Genomic DNA, 15805 nt, shown 5'->3' with positions numbered 1-15805 from the left:
GCGCGTCAGTCCTTGCGGAGGGCGTCTACCCAGTCCCTTCCCTAAAAACAACGCCCACTCACAGCAACCTGAACCCATCCGCGTCCTGCCATGCCGGGAATTTTTCACGATATTCTCGTAATGCCACCATCGAAAGTTCTGCATCAATGCGTGTGGCCTGGTGTGGTTCGGCGCTAGCGAGAGTTTCGCCTTGCGGATTAATCACCCGACTGTCGCCGCGATAGTGGCAGCCATTGCCATCGCTACCCACGCGATTACATCCCGCCACATACGCCTGATTTTCAATAGCGCGAGCCGTCAGCAAAGCCTGCCAGTGCAGAGAGCGCGGGGCAGGCCAGTTGGCGACGTAGATTGCCAGGTCATAATCGTTGAAATTGCGCGACCACACCGGAAAACGTAGGTCGTAGCACACCAGCGGCAAAATACGCCAGCCGCGCCATTCCACAATCACTCGCTCATTGCCCGCTTTATAATGCAGATGCTCATCCGCCATGCGGAACAGATGACGCTTGTCATAAAAATGTACCGTGCCGCTCGGCTCAACCAGCAAAAAGCGATTAACCGAACCTGAGTCCGTTTGTAATGCAACACTGCCCGCAATCAACGCATTGCACTGTTGCGCTTTGGCGCTCATCCAGTCCACCACGTTCTCTTGCGATAGCGATGAAACCGCCGCTTCCATGGCAAAGCCGCTGGTGAACATCTCTGGTAGAACGATCGCATCGCGCCCGGTAATACCTTCCAGTTGACGATCAAAATGGCGCAGGTTGGCAGGACCATCCATCCACACCAACGGTTGCTGCAAAAGCGTAATCTTCAAACCAGGCACGGTGTACAACTCCTTTATTCGAGGGGTTTTATAACTTTAACACGTTATCAGGCTATTACCTTACTGCGGAATAAATTGATAACAAATGCAGATATTGGAAATATCTGATTTGCAAAATATCGTGTTATCGCCAGGCTTTAGGGTGTTAATAACATGGGCAGGATAAGCTCGGGAGGAATGATGTTTAAGGCAATAACGACAGTCGCCGCTTTGGTCATCGCCACCAGTGCAATGGCGCAGGATGATTTAACAATTAGCAGCCTGGCAAAGGGCGAAGCCACCAAAGCTGCGTTTAATCAGATGGTGCAAGGGCATAAGCTACCAGTCTGGGTGATGAAAGGCGGTACTTATACCCCCGCACAAACCGTAACGTTGGGCGATGAGACTTATCAGGTGATGAGTGCGTGCAAACCGCATGATTGCGGCTCGCAACGTATTGCGGTGATGTGGTCCGAGAAATCTAATCAGATGACGGGTCTGTTCTCAACCATTGATGAGAAAACTTCGCAAGAGAAGCTCACCTGGCTGAATGTGAACGATGCGCTCTCGATTGATGGTAAAACGGTGCTGTTCGCGGCGTTGACTGGCAGCCTGGAAAACCATCCAGATGGATTTAATTTCAAATAATTAGCTGATAAAGAAACGGAGCCTTTCGGCTCCGTTGTTCAATTACGCGGCTTCAACTTTCCGCACTTTCTCCGGCAACTTTACCGGCTTCGTCGCCAGCTCTTCCGGTTCAAAGTCATCAACGTTAATACTGCGCAGACGGCTCTCTTCCGCTTTCACCAGAATGGCGGCTTCGTCTTTATCAATTAGCCCTTTCGCCAGCGCGTTGTGTGCCAGTTCATCCAGACGGGTAAATGGCAGATTTTTACCCAGCTCTTTACAGATCCGCTGATGAATTGGATCGGCGGCAATCACATCTACCAGCGCCTCTTCCAGCAAGCCAACCGGATTATGCTCACTCGGCGTCAGGTACTGACCGCGACCAATGCGAGAACGGGTGGCGTTTGGCACTTGTAAAATCTTCGCCACCTTATGATCCAGCTTGTCAGACGGCGCCAGATAGTGACGACCGGTTGGGAAGATCACCACATTCAGCAGTCCGGCAACCACGCGGTTCGGGAAGTTTTGTAGCAAATCATCCATCGCCTGTTCAGCCTGATACAGCGCATCCTGAACGCCCCAGTGCACCAGCGGCAGGTCAGCTTCATTGCGGCCTTCGTCGTCATAACGTTTCAAAACGGCGGAGGCGAGGTAAAGCTGACTTAAAATATCCCCCAGACGTGCCGAGATACGCTCACGGCGTTTCAGGCTACCACCCAGCACCGCCATCGACACATCAGAAAGTAGGGCAAGGTTGGCGCTCAGGCGGTTCAGGTGCTGATAATAACGTTTAGTTGCATCGCCGGTTGGCGTACTGCTGGTTAACCCGCGCGTCAAACCAAGCCAGAAGCTACGAACTTTGTTACTACCGACGTGACCGATATGTTTGAACAACAGTTTATCGAACGCGTTGACGTCATTGTTTTTTGCCGCTTCCATCTCTTCCAGCACATATGGATGACAACGAATCGCCCCCTGACCGAAGATCATCATGCTACGGGTCAGAATATTCGCCCCTTCAACGGTGATGGCAATCGGAGCCCCCTGGTAAGCACGCGCCAGGAAGTTGCTCTGACCGAGCATAATGCCTTTACCACCAGTAATATCCATCGCATCGATAATCGACTGCTGCCCACGGTGGGTACAGTGATACTTAACGATAGCCGACAGCACGGCCGGTTTTTCACCGAGCATAATGCCGTAGGTAATCAGCGACGCCGCAGCATCCATTACGTACGCATTACCAGCAATACGCGCCAGCGGCTCTTCAATCCCTTCCATCTTACCGATAGAGATTTTGAACTGACGACGAATGTGAGCATACGCGCCCGTTGCCAGCGCCACCGACTTCACGCCGCCGGTTGAGTTGGAAGGCAGGGTGATGCCACGACCTACCGAGAGACACTCCACCAGCATCCGCCAGCCTTGTCCGGCCATTTTGGGGCCGCCGATAATGTAATCGATCGGTACGAAGACATCTTTGCCACGCGTCGGTCCGTTCTGGAACGGTACGTTCAGCGGGAAGTGGCGACGACCAATTTCCACGCCCGGTGTGGTGGTCGGGATCAGCGCACAGGTAATGCCTAAATCTTCGTCTCCGCCGAGCAGTTTGTCCGGGTCGGAGAGTTTAAACGCCAGCCCAAGCACGGTCGCAATTGGTGCCAGCGTAATGTAGCGTTTGTTCCAGGTCAGACGCATTCCCAGCACCTGCTGGCCCTGCCACTCACCCATGCAGACAATCCCGGTGTCCGGAATAGCGCCCGCATCGGAACCCGCTTCCGGGCTGGTCAGCGCAAAGCAAGGGATCTCCTGACCACGCGCCAGACGCGGCAGATAGTGATTTTTCTGCTCATCAGTGCCGTAATGTTGCAGCAGCTCGCCCGGGCCTAATGAGTTCGGCACGCCGACGGTAATCGCCAGGATCCCGCTCACGCCGGAGAGTTTTTGTAGCACGCGAGACTGGGCATAAGCCGAGAACTCCAGCCCGCCGTACTCTTTTTTGATGATCATCGCGAAGAAACGATGCTCTTTCAGATATGCCCACAGCTCCGGCGGCAGATCTGCCAGTTCATGGGTAATCTGGAAATCATTCGCCATCCGGCAGGCTTCTTCTACCGGGCCGTCGAGAAACGCTTGCTCTTCTGCGGTCAGGCGCGGCTGCGGATAGTTATGCAGCTTTTTCCAGTCCGGCTTGCCCTGGAACAAGTCGCCCTCCCACCAGGTGGTGCCCGCATCAATCGCTTCTTTCTCAGTGCGCGACATCGGTGGCATCACCTTACGGAAACCGCGAAATACCGGCGCTGAAATCATCGACTTACGCATTGGCGCAAAGTTAAATGGCACGAGGATAATGGCCAGAGGCACCAGTATCCACGCCGACCACAGACCAGAGACGCCGAGGGCGGCTGTCCAGGCGAGCAAAATCAGACTGCTGATAAATAAGCTCACGCGGTGATAAAACAACGCGCCGAGCAGGACAACCGTAGCGAGAATACTCAAAATCATCATAACGAAAAGCCCCTTACTTGTAGGAGGTCTGACCACTTGTGATGATATGGTTGTAGTGGATGTGAAAACATTTAGCAATGTGTTTACAATATAATTACAACAAAGCTCACATTGTTGCTGTTTTTATCCGCACTTCAGGTCAAAAAGTCCTGGTCATTCCGCCGCACTGGTCTTCTCGCTTCTGGCGGTATCCGGTACACTGCATTTTGTCTAATTCATTTATGCTGAAGGATATCCTCATGTACCAGGATCTTATTCGTAACGAACTGAACGAAGCGGCGGAAACGCTGGCTAACTTTTTAAAAGATGACGCCAATATTCACGCCATTCAGCGCGCGGCGGTCCTGTTAGCAGACAGTTTTAAAGCCGGTGGCAAAGTGCTTTCCTGCGGCAACGGCGGCTCCCATTGCGACGCCATGCACTTTGCAGAAGAACTGACGGGGCGCTACCGTGAAAACCGTCCGGGTTATCCGGCGATTGCCATTTCTGATGTCAGCCACATCACCTGTGTGGGGAATGATTTTGGGTTTAACGACATTTTCTCCCGTTACGTTGAAGCAGTAGGTCGCGAAGGTGATGTGCTGCTGGGGATCTCCACCTCGGGTAACTCTGCAAACGTAATCAAGGCGATTGCGGCGGCGCGTGAGAAGGGCATGAAAGTGATCACCCTGACCGGTAAAGACGGCGGCAAAATGGCTGGCACGGCGGATATCGAAATTCGCGTTCCGCACTTTGGCTATGCCGATCGCATTCAGGAGATCCACATTAAAGTTATCCATATCCTGATCCAGTTAATTGAAAAAGAGATGGTTAAGTAAGAGCACTTCCCCCTCTCCCTTTCAGGGAGAGGGTCGGGGTGAGGGTAACAGCACTCACCTTTTTACTTTTTAATCAATCTTCGCCGGGGCATTTCCCCTGCTGTTGTGGAGGTTACCGATGTGCGAATTGCTCGGGATGAGTGCCAACGTCCCTACCGATATCTGCTTTAGTTTCACCGGGCTTGTACAGCGCGGTGGTGGAACCGGGCCACATAAAGATGGCTGGGGCATTACCTTTTACGAAGGCAAAGGTTGTCGCACATTTAAAGATCCACAACCCAGCTTTAATTCCCCTATCGCTAAACTGGTTCAGGACTACCCGATAAAATCCTGCTCGGTAATCGCTCATATTCGCCAGGCAAATCGGGGCGAGGTGGCGCTGGAAAATACTCACCCGTTTACCCGTGAGCTATGGGGACGCAACTGGACTTATGCGCACAACGGGCAACTGAAGGGCTATAAATCACTGGAAACCGGCAACTTCCGTCCGGTAGGTGAAACCGACAGCGAAAAAGCCTTCTGCTGGTTGTTGTATAAACTGACGCAGCGTTACCCGCGCACGCCGGGCAACATGGCGGCGGTGTTTAAATATATCGCCTCACTGGCGGATGAGTTGCGGCAGAAGGGCGTTTTCAACATGCTGCTTTCAGACGGGCGCTATGTAATGGCGTATTGCTCGACTAATTTACACTGGATCACCCGGCGCGCGCCGTTTGGCGTGGCGACGTTGCTGGATCAGGATGTGGAAATCGACTTCAGCTCGCAGACCACACCGAATGATGTGGTCACGGTGATTGCGACTCAGCCGCTGACGGGCAATGAAACCTGGCAAAAGATTATGCCAGGCGAATGGCGCTTATTTTGCCTCGGGGAGCGTGTAGTTTGATGCCAGTTGTGGTTGCACAACTTCGTGGCTTAACGGCTTGCTGACCACGTAACGGCCATTGACCACAGAAACGGTCGGTGGCTTACGAGTCTGTTCAAAGTAGTCGTAGCCCGGCTTCAGTTGCTCCCAGAAGTCCTTAAAGTTGGAATACTTATGGCGCTTCATATTGGCGTCGGTCATGCGGAACGGGTAAATACTCACCTGCACGCTCGGCTGACCAAATACCAGCGCACCAGTAACGAACTGGAAGATCTCATCAATACCCTGATTGGTCATCGCGTAGCAGCCGATGGAAACACAATCGCCGTGAATCATCAGGTATTTCCCTTCGTAACCATGCGCGCGGTCATAGGCATTAGGGAAACCAATATTAATCGCTTTGTAGTAACGGCTGTCTGGTTTTAATTGATTACGCTGAACGCTATAAAACCCTTCCGGACTTTTGAAATCGCCCTGACGCTGTTTGGGGCCTAACCCGCCGGAATATTTACAGATTTTATAACTGTCGAGCAGTTGATATTGCTCGCCCATTTTGACGTAGAGATCGAGCGTGCGCTCTTCCTTGAAGATTTGGATGTAGACAGGAGATCCCATCAACTGCTGCTTATACTCTTTGCTCACTGGCGTGGTGGAACTACCGCTGCCCAGCAAACTGGCAAACGAAACGCACGGGATCAACAACATCGCAAGAATTAATGCGATTTTACGCATACTGCTTATTCCTTGATAAAACGGTTACACACGCCAGGGCGGCAAAATAGATCCCAAATCGGAATAGTCTGGATTTGGAAGGCTCACATTAGCACCAAAAGAGTTTTACGCAAGCCTGTCGGTGCAGGGTTTACAAATTTAGCATAAGAGACGATTTTCAAAAGTCCGAAAAGCGTATGTATCGCGGATTAATTACTTATTTCCTAAGATTATGAAACCCCAATATTAATATGCAAATAAGCAATTAATAATCCCGTTTACTCCCTCGGTCTTTTAAAATTCTCACCTTCATTCAGCCGGTTTATGTCCTTCATGTCTTCGTTCTTTCACGGCAGATTTCTGCATCCAGGCGTGTTTTCGTTATGCGTTTTGCTTCCTGTACTCGCCAGCGCCACCACATCACACATCTCTTTCAGCTACGCCGCCCGCCAGCGGATGCAAAACCGTGCGCGTTTATTAAAACAGTACCAAACCCATCTGAAAAAACAGGCCAGCTACATTGTGGAAGGTAATGCCGAAAGCAGAAAGGCGCTGCGGCAGCATAACCGCGAACAGATAAAACAGCATCCTGAATGGTTTCCTGCGCCACTCAAGGCGAGTGACAGACGCTGGCAGGCACTGGCAGAGAACAACCATTTCTTAAGCAGCAATCATCTGCACAACATTACCGAAGTAGCGATCCACCGCCTGGAGCTGCAGCTTGGCAAGCCCTACGTCTGGGGCGGCACGCGGCCCGATAAAGGCTTCGACTGTAGCGGGTTAGTTTTTTATGCCTACAACAAGATCCTCGAGGCGAAACTTCCGCGCACGGCGAATGAGATGTATCACTACCATCGGGCGACGATTGTGGCGAACAACGACCTGCGCCGGGGGGATTTGCTGTTTTTCCATATTCATAGCCGTGAGATAGCTGACCATATGGGCGTGTATCTGGGCGATGGACAGTTTATCGAGTCGCCGCGCACCGGGGAAACCATTCGGATAAGCCGGTTAGCCGAACCTTTCTGGCAGGATCATTTTTTGGGCGCGCGGCGGATTTTGACGGAAGAGACGATTTTGTAAATGGGTAATATTGACGATCAGGCAAAGGGTCGGATGCCATGCGGCATCCGGCCTGTTTACATCTGGGCTGAAAACTCACGTTCTAAGACATCAACAATGAGCTGGTTTTTTGAAATGGAATGTTGCCTGGCGACGATGGTCAGCCGTGAATCGATGTGATGAGGAACGCGCAGCGTCAGGCGTTTTTGCTCTTCTTCTTCACGAAAAGGGGCAATGCCGTCCTCTTCACAATCTGCAATCCACTCATCCAGCGCGCTTTCACCTTCACGGTACAATGCTTCAATGCTTGTGGCCACAAAGTCGCAATAACCATTTACATTAAGGAATTTGCCGCGAAATGCGTTGATATCAGCTTCAAATGTCACTGCGGCTGGTTGACCTTTAATCGTAATAATGTTCGATGCTTTATTCATAATCTACCCCTACACAGTTAACAAACCACTCCTTAAGACCTGCTACTGCGCCTTTATCCATCACATTTTTTGGATGTGGCTCATGTGTACTGAATTTGGTCGTTCCAATCTGAAATTTCCGTCTGGAACCATTGTTATTTTTTATTGTTCCACCCACGGCTTTAATGAGTGCAACAACATCATCCCATTTAATTCCAGATTTTGGCGGCTCCGTCATAACATCGTCGAATGTTTTTCTATGGCGAGAGCCTAACGCGCTGACCTTAATCATACTATCAATCCATGACGTCATTGTATGGTGTCATCGTAGTCCGATTATAATATGACGTCAACCAATGGTGTCAGATTCTGCAAAGGGTGAAATAATCCCCCCAATCAACTCAACGCCCCCATAATCTTCAACTCCAGCTCATCCGGCACTTCGTTATACGACAGCACATGCAGCCCCGGCGCAAACAATCTCGCATAGCGCGCCAGTAAAGGGCGTAACTGCGGCGGCACCAGCAGCACCGGATCTTTCCCCGCCGCTTTCATCTGCTCTTTCACCTGCGGCATCGTGCTCTGGAACTGGTTGAGCATATTCGGGTCGACCGGCACGCTGTCGAGCATCACTTTGCCGCCCTGTTGCGCCTGATTCACCACGTTGGTCAGCAGATTTTCCAGCTCATTGTTCAGCGTATACACCGTCAGCTCCTGCTTGCGAACAAACGGATGGGTAATGCTGCGCCGCAACGCCAGGCGCACATCAGCTGCCAGCAGAATATGATCTTTGGTCACCGCACTACTGGCAACCAGCACGGTGGCGATGGTGACGATATCGCGCAGGGAAACGCCTTCGGTCAGCAGCGCGCGGTACACTTTCAGCAACTGGCTGTAATTCAGCGCCGCGCTCAAATCTTCCGCCAGGCGCGGTGCCATCGACGACAGGCGATTATGCAACTGCGTGATGTCGTCATAGTTAAATAAATCAGGGATATAGCTGCGCACAATCTTGTTCACATGGGTGGCAATCACGCTGGCGCTGTCGATCACCTGATACCCCATATTCAGCGCCTTCGCTTTCTGCGCAGGTTGAATCCAGGTCACCGGCATCCCATACGCCGGGTCATTCCCCAGCACGCCATCAATCTCGCCGTAGGTTTCGCTGGAGGGCAGGGCCATCAGTTTATCCGCCGGAATATCCGCTTCATCAGCCTTAATGCCGTTGATGAAAATAGCGTACTGGCTGGGCTTGAGGCGGAAGTTTTCCCGAATACGGATCTCCGGTAGCAGCACGCCGTTGCCGTCGGAAATCACCTGCCGCACGCCGCGAATACGCTGGGTGAGCGGGTTACCCTGTGCTTTATCGACCAGCGCCACCAGCTTATAACCGAGGCTTAAACTGATGGGTTCGATCAGCGGAATGGTCTCCCAACTGACCTGTTGCTCGCTGGTTTCGGTGATAGTGCGGGTCAGCGTTTCGAGGCTTTTCTCTTCCGCCTCCGCCGCCTGAGGGCGTTTGCTCATCCGCCAGCCGGTAAAACCAAGCAGGGCGCTGAACATCAGGAACGGGAAGTGTGGCATTCCCGGCACCACCGCCAGCACGAACATAATCCCGGTGGCGGTGTAGAGCACCGACGGGCTTGCCAGCAACTGGTGGCGCACGTCGTGGGCGATATCGCCGTTGTCGCTGACGCGGGTGACAATAATCGCCGCCGCAGTGGAGAGCAGCAGGGAAGGGATTTGCGCTACCAGCCCGTCGCCGATGGTCATCAGCACATACTGCTGGAAGGCGGCATCGGCGCTCAGGTTGTATTTGAAGAGCCCGATACAGACACCGCCGATCAGGTTGATTGCCAGAATCATCATCCCGGCGATGGCGTCCCCGCGCACAAACTTCGATGCCCCGTCCATCGCGCCGTAGAAATCGGCCTCGCTGGCAACATCTTTACGCCGGGTTTGCGCCTGCGCCTGGTTGATCAACCCGGCGTTAAGGTCGGCGTCAATCGCCATCTGCTTACCGGGCATCGCGTCTAAGGTAAAGCGGGCAGAAACCTCGGAAATACGCTCGGCCCCTTTGGTGACGACGATAAAGTTGATGATCATCAGAATGATAAACACCACGAAACCGACAACAAAGTTGCCGCCAATCACCACCTGACCAAATGACTCAATCACCTTACCCGCCGCACCTGCGCCGAGATGGCCGTGCAGCAGCACCACGCGCGTGGAGGCGACGTTCAGCGTCAGGCGCATTAAGGTGGTGATCAGCAAAATGGTCGGGAACAGGCTGAATTCCAGCGGCCTTTTCGCCGACACCGCCACCAGCAGTACCATCACCGCCAACACAATGTTGAAGGTGAACAGAATATCCAGCAGCGCAGGCGGCAGCGGCAGAATAACCATCGCCAGAATACACAGGATCACCAGCGGCACGCCGAGATTGCCGCCGCGCAGCAGCGCGAGGAACGATTTAGTTGTTTTCGCCATCCAGTTTAAGCACCTCTTTGGGAATGGAAATATGTCTGTTCAGAGCCGGACGCGGCTGTGCGCCGTCGCGCCAGTGTTTCATTTGCAGGACGTAGGTCAGAACGTGGGCGATGGCCCGGTAAAGCTGAAACGGAATTTGCTGATTCACCTGGGTGGTGTAGTAAACCGAGCGCGCCAGTCGCGGGAACTCGACCACTTCCACCTGATTTTCAGCAGCGACCTGGCGAATATAGAGCGCAATTTCATCGGTGCCTTTCGCCACCACAAACGGCGCGGCGGCACGCGACGAGTCATACTGCAACGCAACGGCGTAGTGGGTTGGGTTGGTGATCACCACGTTGGCTTTCGGCACCACTTTGCGGATTTGCCCCATCGCCAGTTGCCGTTGCAGACGCCGCACGCGCGCCTTCACTTCCGGCTTACCTTCCTGATTTTTGTACTCTTCTTTCAGCTCCTGTTTGGTCATCTTCAGCCCTTTGGTAAACAGGGCTTTCGCCAGCGGCACGTCGATCAGCGCAAAGAAGATAAACAGGATGACAAAGTTGCGCATCACGCTGGCGTAGAGCGACAAACCATCGTTAATTGCCAGTTTGAACGGTAGCGCCTGCAGGCCGAGAAAGGCGGCAAAGTTATTGCGCAGGCTAATCCACAGCATCACCAGCACCACCACCGATTTCACCGTCATCTTTCCCGTTTCCGCCAGATGCTCACTGGAAAACAGCCGCCCAATGCCTTTTAACGGGCTGATTTTGCTGAAATCCGGGAGGATTTTTTTCGGCAGAAATAGCCAGCCGCCCGGCACCAGCGAAGAGAGCAGCGCGGCGGCGGGCATCGGCAGCAAGGTGAGAATAAACTTGCCGAGAATTAACAGATGATGGCGCAGAAACTGGCCGATAACGTCCGGATTATTAATCTCCTGCGCGTACTGATGCACGCTGATAAAACTCTCGCGCGCAAAATCGGCATACCACGGGAAGCTGCTGGAGATCACCACAAACGCCGCAAACAGGCTCGCCGCGAGCCCCATATCCTTCGAGCGCGGCAGTTGCCCCTCTTCGCGCGCTTTACGCAGCTTTTGCGCCGAGGGCTTTTCTGTTTTTTCTTCGCTGCTGCTATCCGCCATAGTGACCTTTCAGCGCGTCGAGTTGCTGCAATACAAAATTCGCCAGATGCAGATAGTGATCCGGCAGGTTGTAGAGCAGGGTGGCAAAGCAGACCAGCCCCGCCAGCATGTTGATGGGAAAGCCGAGCGAAAAGAGATTTAGCGGCGGCGCAATGCGGTTGAGCAGGCCAAAGCAGCCCTGCACAATCAGCATGATAAAAGTGGTCGGCAGCGCCAGCAGCGATGCGGACGCCAGCACCCAGCTAAAGGCCAGCGCGATAGTGCGCAGAGTTTGCGGATGCAGCGCGTTGCCAATCGGCCAGTAGGTGAAGCCCTTGTACAATACGCTCACCAGCAGTAGATGCCCGTCCATGGCGAAAAACAGCAGGATCGCGTAGACGTTGATAAGCTCCGCCAGCACGGTGGTCGATGCGCCGCTGCTTGGGTCGTTCATCACCGCCATGCTCATCCCCATATTGAACGAGAGAATTTGCCCGGCCAGTTGCAGCGCCAGAAACAGAAACTGAAACATCAGCCCGAACAACATGCCCCATAAAATTTGCTCTACCGTCAGGATCAGGCTGTTGAGTGAAAGCAGATCGTGGGGAACAGGATGGGGGATCAAGGGCGTGATGATAATTGCCAGCGCCAGCGACAAAATAATCCGCACGCGCACGGTCAGCGCGCTGTTATCCAGCACCGGCACATAGCGCAGAAACGCCATAATGCGCACGAAGGGAAACCATAGCCCCAGCGCCAGATCCGTCAGTTGCGTAACGTCGCTTGTGCGCATCTTAATGCACCAGCAACGCAGCCTGGCTAAAGAGGTGAATGCACAGGTCATGCAACTGGATAATCATCCATTTGCCGCACACGCCAAGCACCACCAGCGTGACAATCAGTCTCGGCAAAAAGCTCAGAGTCTGTTCGTTAATCTGCGTTACTGCCTGGAACACGCTCACCAGCAGGCCGACCAGCAGGCTCGGCACCACCAGTACGGAAACCAGCAAAATCACCACTTTTATGCCGCTGGCGACAATGTCGGCGGCTACGTCTACGGTCAACATAATCAGCCCAGCCCCAGCCCGCGAATGCTGGTGGTGAGCGTGCCGATGGTCAGCGACCAGCCGTCGATCAGTACAAACAGCATCAGCTTAAAGGGCAGCGAAACAATCAGCGGCGACAGCATCATCATCCCCATCGCCATCAGTACGCTGGCGACAATCAGGTCGATAACCAGAAACGGGATGTAAATCATAAAGCCAATCTGGAAAGCGGTTTTCAGCTCGCTCAACACATAGGCGGGCACCACGATCGAGAGATCCTGATCGGCAGCATTGCCCTTCGCGCCGCCGATGGTCATGATTTGCGCCATCGCTTTTTTGTCAGTCTGCGCCAGCATAAAGCGTTTCAGCGGCGTCGCGGCGGTGCTTAACGCATCGGTCAGGGTAATTTGATCGTTTTCGAACGGCACCACAGCGTGGTCGTAAATATTGAGCCAGATGGGGCGCATCACCAGCATGGTGAGGGAGAGCGCAATGCCAATCAGAATGCGGTTCGGCGGCGTTTGTTGCAGCCCCAGCGCCTGGCGCAGCAGCGACAGCACGATAATAAAGCGCGTAAAGCAGGTCATCATCAGCACCATCGTCGGCAACAAACCGACGAGAGTCATCAGAATCAACACCTGAATTTTGACGCTGTATTCCTGAGTGTTGCCGTGGGTCACCACGTTAAGCAGCGCAATATCTCCGCCCTGAGCCAGTGCCAGCGGCGCGAGCGTCAGTAACGCCAGACCCAGCGTCAGTTGAGTGCGGCGTTTCATGGCGCCAGATCGTTGATGTCGCGGGTGTTAAACTCCAGCACGCGCAGGCCGTACTTTTCGTTGACCACCACCACTTCCGCTTTGCCCAGCAGGATATTGTTCACTTTAATATCCAGCGGCTCCCCGGCGAGTTTATCCAGTTCAATCACCGTGTCGTCGTCGATGTTAAGCAGGTCGGCTAACATAATTTCCACCGACGACACCTCCAGCGTTAAGGTCACCGGAATGCGTTTCAGCAGCGTCATCGAGTCGGAAAAGCGGTCTTCCAGGCGGGTGACCAGCGTTTCGGCGTCGGGGGATTTCGCGACAGGCACAACTTCATCAGTGAGGCCAAAATCCCCGGCTAAAATATCTTCTTGCTTACTCATGGCTATTCTCATTTTTGCCCGCCAGCTCCGACAAAAACAGTTTGTCTTTGTCTTCCACAATCAGGGCGCTAAATAATTCAGATTGCCCAATCGCCACCGGGAACGTTTCCCCCAGTGATATGGGTAAAATATCCCCGGCTTTTATCTGCGCCAGATCGGCGACATTCATCGATAGCTCGGCAATTTTGACGTTCAGGGTTAGCGGCAGGGATCGGATGATTTCTTTAATCAGGGCCGGTTTATTGACCGGTTTCGCCGCCTGCTGCGGTTTACTGTGTTCGCTATGGCGAATTAGATTTAAAATAAAATCGGTGTGGGCGTCGTCGAGCAAAATACGAAAGCTGCTCTCTTCGTCGCCCGCAAGGGTAAAGGTTAATTGATATGCCCAGTGGGTAATAACCGTGCTGCTGTCCAGCTTTAATTTCAGCGCAATACCGGAGGTTTGCAGATTAAAAATCAGGGTGCAGATATCCAGCGCCAGACGGTTCTTTAAACGCGTTTCGGTTTTGGTTGGCAGCCCGTTGTGCGCTTTCGCCTCTTCGAGAGATGATTCCAGACCATAAAAATTGCCCAGCAGCATTAATAGCAAGGAGCGATCAATATCAAACGCCAGATGCCCGACCTGGGAAACCATCAGTTCAGCGTTTTTATTAATAATATCCATTTCGCAGCCAATCTTTTTTAAGGTGATATTGCTGCGATGCTTTTTGAGAAAATAGCTGCCCAGATGTGAATCAATCACATCAAAATTCCCCGTAAACAGGGTCGGCAGGCGATGGTAGGGGCGTCCGAGCCGATTACCTTCTAATTTAAAGATGCCTGGCGTTTTACTGTACTTCAGCATGGCTTACTTTCTCTGCTGTAATGGTATGGGTGTTTCTGTGTCCGCAAGTCCGGCAGTGACACAAGGTGAGGTATTAAATAGAGGGAGCGATAAAGGGGCAAATTATTAATCGGGTGAAAAAATAATTAATCGATTAATTGCTTAATGGGAGTGATTTTCGCCAATCAGTCTGCGGTCTGTCCCCTCGCCCCATCCGGGGAGAGGGTTAGGGTGAGGGGGCGTCACAGATGTCGCAATTAGCAGTATTAATATCTAACTCATTGTTTAAACTAAAATAATATTTTTATTATCGTTTAATTCAAACTTATTAATCCTGCCGGTGATACGCTTCAGAACATCCTGATTATTGTCGCTACTGATATCGTTCACCCTATGTCTGAACTTATTGCAACTGCCGCTTCCAGCATTAACGCTTTTACTCTGGCAAAGCGTGTCGCCGCCTTTAACGTGCCGGTCCTGATTCAGGGCGAAACCGGCGCGGGCAAAGAGTGCGTGGCAAAATATATTCACACCGTAGCCTTTGGTGAAAATGAAAACGCGCCCTATATCGGCGTGAACTGCGCGGCGATCCCGGAAAACATGCTGGAATCCACCTTATTTGGCTACGATAAAGGCGCATTTACCGGTGCCATTGCCAGCGTGCCGGGGAAAATGGAACTGGCGAATAATGGCACCTTATTACTCGATGAAATTGGTGAAATGCCGCTGGCATTACAGGCCAAAATATTACGCGTGTTGCAGGAACAACAGGTCGAGCGATTAGGCAGCAACCGACAAATTAAACTCAATTTTCGCCTGATTGCTTGTACCAATAAAAATCTTGAGCAGGAAGTGGCTGCCGGGCGTTTTCGTGAAGATCTCTATTATCGTCTGGCGGTTATTCCCATTACCATGCCGCCGCTGCGTGAACGCCTGAACGATATTATTCCGCTGGCAGAGTCATTTATTAAAAAATACTCAACGGTGCTGGTGAAAAACATCACCCTTTCAGAATCTACCCGCCGGGCGCTGCTGAATTACCGCTGGCCCGGCAACGTTCGTCAACTGGAAAACGCCATTCAGCGGGGAATGATTTTAAATCGCGACGGCGTGATTTTCCCGGACGCATTAGGTCTGCCAGAAACAGATGTAACCGAAAAGACAGAATTGCAATGGCCTGTTCAGCCCACCGCACACATTGCCGAAACCCGCGATTTAGGTCAGCACGGGCGTAGCGCGCAATATCAATATATCGCCGACCTGATGCGTAAATATCAGGGCAACCGCAGCAAAATTGCCGACCTGTTAGGCATTACCCCGCGCGCACTGCGCTATCGACTGGCCTCCATGCGCAAGCAAGGTATCGAAGTTTTCTCCTGACCCGGAAG

General features: G+C 52.6%; 17 protein-coding genes. 5 read left to right on the top strand and 12 right to left on the bottom strand.

The window, feature by feature from the left end:
* Window positions 1-58: 58 nt before the first annotated feature.
* Window positions 59-829: an amidohydrolase gene (locus LG381_RS21685; RefSeq protein WP_225762943.1), complete on the bottom strand. Its 771-nt coding sequence runs from the start codon at window positions 827-829 to the stop codon at window positions 59-61.
* A 180-nt stretch (window positions 830-1009) separates the two neighbouring features.
* Here LG381_RS21685 and ivy point away from each other — a divergent pair, with 180 nt between their 5' ends.
* Entirely contained in the window at window positions 1010-1456 is a 447-nt protein-coding gene (ivy, locus tag LG381_RS21680) for an Ivy family C-type lysozyme inhibitor (RefSeq protein WP_016159303.1), read from the top strand.
* 42 nt (window positions 1457-1498) lie between these two features.
* Here ivy and fadE read toward each other — a convergent pair whose 3' ends face one another.
* On the bottom strand, window positions 1499-3943 hold the full coding sequence (fadE, locus tag LG381_RS21675; protein ID WP_225762942.1) for an acyl-CoA dehydrogenase FadE: 2445 nt from the start codon (window positions 3941-3943) through the stop codon (window positions 1499-1501).
* Between the two features lie 239 nt (window positions 3944-4182).
* On the opposite strand from fadE, the gene lpcA reads away from it, so the two are divergent.
* On the top strand, window positions 4183-4761 hold the full coding sequence (lpcA, locus tag LG381_RS21670; protein WP_016159301.1) for a D-sedoheptulose 7-phosphate isomerase: 579 nt from the start codon (window positions 4183-4185) through the stop codon (window positions 4759-4761).
* 118 nt (window positions 4762-4879) lie between these two features.
* Window positions 4880-5647, top strand: a complete 768-nt coding sequence (locus LG381_RS21665; RefSeq protein WP_222680115.1) for a class II glutamine amidotransferase — start codon at window positions 4880-4882, stop codon at window positions 5645-5647.
* Here LG381_RS21665 and dpaA read toward each other — a convergent pair.
* A complete protein-coding gene (gene dpaA / locus LG381_RS21660) occupies window positions 5618-6358 on the bottom strand; it encodes a peptidoglycan meso-diaminopimelic acid protein amidase (protein WP_001225687.1) in 741 nt (246 codons plus the stop codon). The two genes, LG381_RS21665 and dpaA, sit on opposite strands and share 30 nt — an antisense overlap.
* Window positions 6359-6670: 312 nt before the next feature.
* Here dpaA and LG381_RS21655 point away from each other — a divergent pair, with 312 nt between their 5' ends.
* Entirely contained in the window at window positions 6671-7420 is a 750-nt protein-coding gene (locus LG381_RS21655; protein ID WP_000093874.1) for a C40 family peptidase, read from the top strand.
* A gap of 56 nt (window positions 7421-7476) precedes the next feature.
* On the opposite strand, the gene LG381_RS21650 is transcribed toward LG381_RS21655, so the two are convergent.
* From LG381_RS21650 to LG381_RS21610, 9 genes are all read right to left on the bottom strand, one after another.
* Window positions 7477-7833, bottom strand: a complete 357-nt coding sequence (locus LG381_RS21650; protein ID WP_001030481.1) for a toxin-antitoxin system HicB family antitoxin — start codon at window positions 7831-7833, stop codon at window positions 7477-7479.
* Window positions 7826-8104 (bottom strand): type II toxin-antitoxin system HicA family toxin, encoded by a 279-nt coding sequence (locus LG381_RS21645; protein ID WP_000598760.1) that lies wholly within the window; start codon window positions 8102-8104, stop codon window positions 7826-7828. Before LG381_RS21645 ends, LG381_RS21650 begins: the two co-directional genes overlap by 8 nt.
* 104 nt (window positions 8105-8208) lie before the next feature.
* Window positions 8209-10302, bottom strand: a complete 2094-nt coding sequence (gene flhA / locus LG381_RS21640; RefSeq protein ID WP_225762941.1) for a flagellar biosynthesis protein FlhA — start codon at window positions 10300-10302, stop codon at window positions 8209-8211.
* Window positions 10286-11425 (bottom strand): flagellar type III secretion system protein FlhB, encoded by a 1140-nt coding sequence (gene flhB, locus LG381_RS21635; protein ID WP_225762940.1) that lies wholly within the window; start codon window positions 11423-11425, stop codon window positions 10286-10288. Before flhB ends, flhA begins: the two co-directional genes overlap by 17 nt.
* On the bottom strand, window positions 11415-12197 hold the full coding sequence (gene fliR, locus LG381_RS21630; protein WP_001260516.1) for a flagellar biosynthetic protein FliR: 783 nt from the start codon (window positions 12195-12197) through the stop codon (window positions 11415-11417). Before fliR ends, flhB begins: the two co-directional genes overlap by 11 nt.
* A 1-nt stretch (window position 12198) precedes the next feature.
* Window positions 12199-12471, bottom strand: a complete 273-nt coding sequence (locus LG381_RS21625; protein WP_000958541.1) for a flagellar biosynthetic protein FliQ — start codon at window positions 12469-12471, stop codon at window positions 12199-12201.
* 2 nt (window positions 12472-12473) lie between these two features.
* Window positions 12474-13226, bottom strand: a complete 753-nt coding sequence (gene fliP / locus LG381_RS21620; protein WP_225762939.1) for a flagellar type III secretion system pore protein FliP — start codon at window positions 13224-13226, stop codon at window positions 12474-12476.
* Window positions 13223-13594 carry a FliM/FliN family flagellar motor switch protein gene (locus LG381_RS21615; protein WP_085460378.1) on the bottom strand — a complete coding sequence of 124 codons (372 nt, stop codon included), beginning with the start codon at window positions 13592-13594 and terminating at the stop codon, window positions 13223-13225. Before LG381_RS21615 ends, fliP begins: the two co-directional genes overlap by 4 nt.
* The gene (locus LG381_RS21610) at window positions 13587-14438 is read right to left on the bottom strand and encodes a FliM/FliN family flagellar motor C-terminal domain-containing protein (protein ID WP_225762938.1); all 852 of its coding nucleotides are present in this window, start codon (window positions 14436-14438) and stop codon (window positions 13587-13589) included. Before LG381_RS21610 ends, LG381_RS21615 begins: the two co-directional genes overlap by 8 nt.
* A gap of 372 nt (window positions 14439-14810) precedes the next feature.
* Between LG381_RS21610 and LG381_RS21605 the strand changes: the two genes are divergently transcribed.
* Window positions 14811-15797 (top strand): sigma-54 dependent transcriptional regulator, encoded by a 987-nt coding sequence (locus tag LG381_RS21605; RefSeq protein WP_105280645.1) that lies wholly within the window; start codon window positions 14811-14813, stop codon window positions 15795-15797.
* Window positions 15798-15805: the final 8 nt, after the last annotated feature.

The sequence above is a fragment of the Escherichia sp. Marseille-Q3837 genome, from assembly GCF_916618735.1.
Taxonomy (GTDB): Bacteria; Pseudomonadota; Gammaproteobacteria; order Enterobacterales; family Enterobacteriaceae; genus Escherichia; species Escherichia ruysiae.
This window is presented reverse-complemented; position numbering and strand designations above follow the sequence as displayed.

What these genes read in the sequence shown, in the direction of transcription:
- ivy (WP_016159303.1), top strand. Translation starts at nt 1,010, where the DNA reads ATGTTTAAGGCAATAACGACAGTCGCCGCTTTGGTCATCGCCACCAGT.
- LG381_RS21655 (WP_000093874.1), top strand. Translation starts at nt 6,671, where the DNA reads ATGTCTTCGTTCTTTCACGGCAGATTTCTGCATCCAGGCGTGTTTTCG.
- dpaA (WP_001225687.1), bottom strand. Translation starts at nt 6,358, where the DNA reads ATGCGTAAAATCGCATTAATTCTTGCGATGTTGTTGATCCCGTGCGTT.
- LG381_RS21645 (WP_000598760.1), bottom strand. Translation starts at nt 8,104, where the DNA reads ATGATTAAGGTCAGCGCGTTAGGCTCTCGCCATAGAAAAACATTCGAC.
- flhB (WP_225762940.1), bottom strand. Translation starts at nt 11,425, where the DNA reads ATGGCGGATAGCAGCAGCGAAGAAAAAACAGAAAAGCCCTCGGCGCAA.
- lpcA (WP_016159301.1), top strand. Translation starts at nt 4,183, where the DNA reads ATGTACCAGGATCTTATTCGTAACGAACTGAACGAAGCGGCGGAAACG.
- fadE (WP_225762942.1), bottom strand. Translation starts at nt 3,943, where the DNA reads ATGATGATTTTGAGTATTCTCGCTACGGTTGTCCTGCTCGGCGCGTTG.
- LG381_RS21665 (WP_222680115.1), top strand. Translation starts at nt 4,880, where the DNA reads ATGTGCGAATTGCTCGGGATGAGTGCCAACGTCCCTACCGATATCTGC.
- LG381_RS21605 (WP_105280645.1), top strand. Translation starts at nt 14,811, where the DNA reads ATGTCTGAACTTATTGCAACTGCCGCTTCCAGCATTAACGCTTTTACT.
- LG381_RS21625 (WP_000958541.1), bottom strand. Translation starts at nt 12,471, where the DNA reads ATGTTGACCGTAGACGTAGCCGCCGACATTGTCGCCAGCGGCATAAAA.
- fliP (WP_225762939.1), bottom strand. Translation starts at nt 13,226, where the DNA reads ATGAAACGCCGCACTCAACTGACGCTGGGTCTGGCGTTACTGACGCTC.
- LG381_RS21610 (WP_225762938.1), bottom strand. Translation starts at nt 14,438, where the DNA reads ATGCTGAAGTACAGTAAAACGCCAGGCATCTTTAAATTAGAAGGTAAT.
- fliR (WP_001260516.1), bottom strand. Translation starts at nt 12,197, where the DNA reads ATGCGCACAAGCGACGTTACGCAACTGACGGATCTGGCGCTGGGGCTA.
- LG381_RS21650 (WP_001030481.1), bottom strand. Translation starts at nt 7,833, where the DNA reads ATGAATAAAGCATCGAACATTATTACGATTAAAGGTCAACCAGCCGCA.
- LG381_RS21615 (WP_085460378.1), bottom strand. Translation starts at nt 13,594, where the DNA reads ATGAGTAAGCAAGAAGATATTTTAGCCGGGGATTTTGGCCTCACTGAT.
- flhA (WP_225762941.1), bottom strand. Translation starts at nt 10,302, where the DNA reads ATGGCGAAAACAACTAAATCGTTCCTCGCGCTGCTGCGCGGCGGCAAT.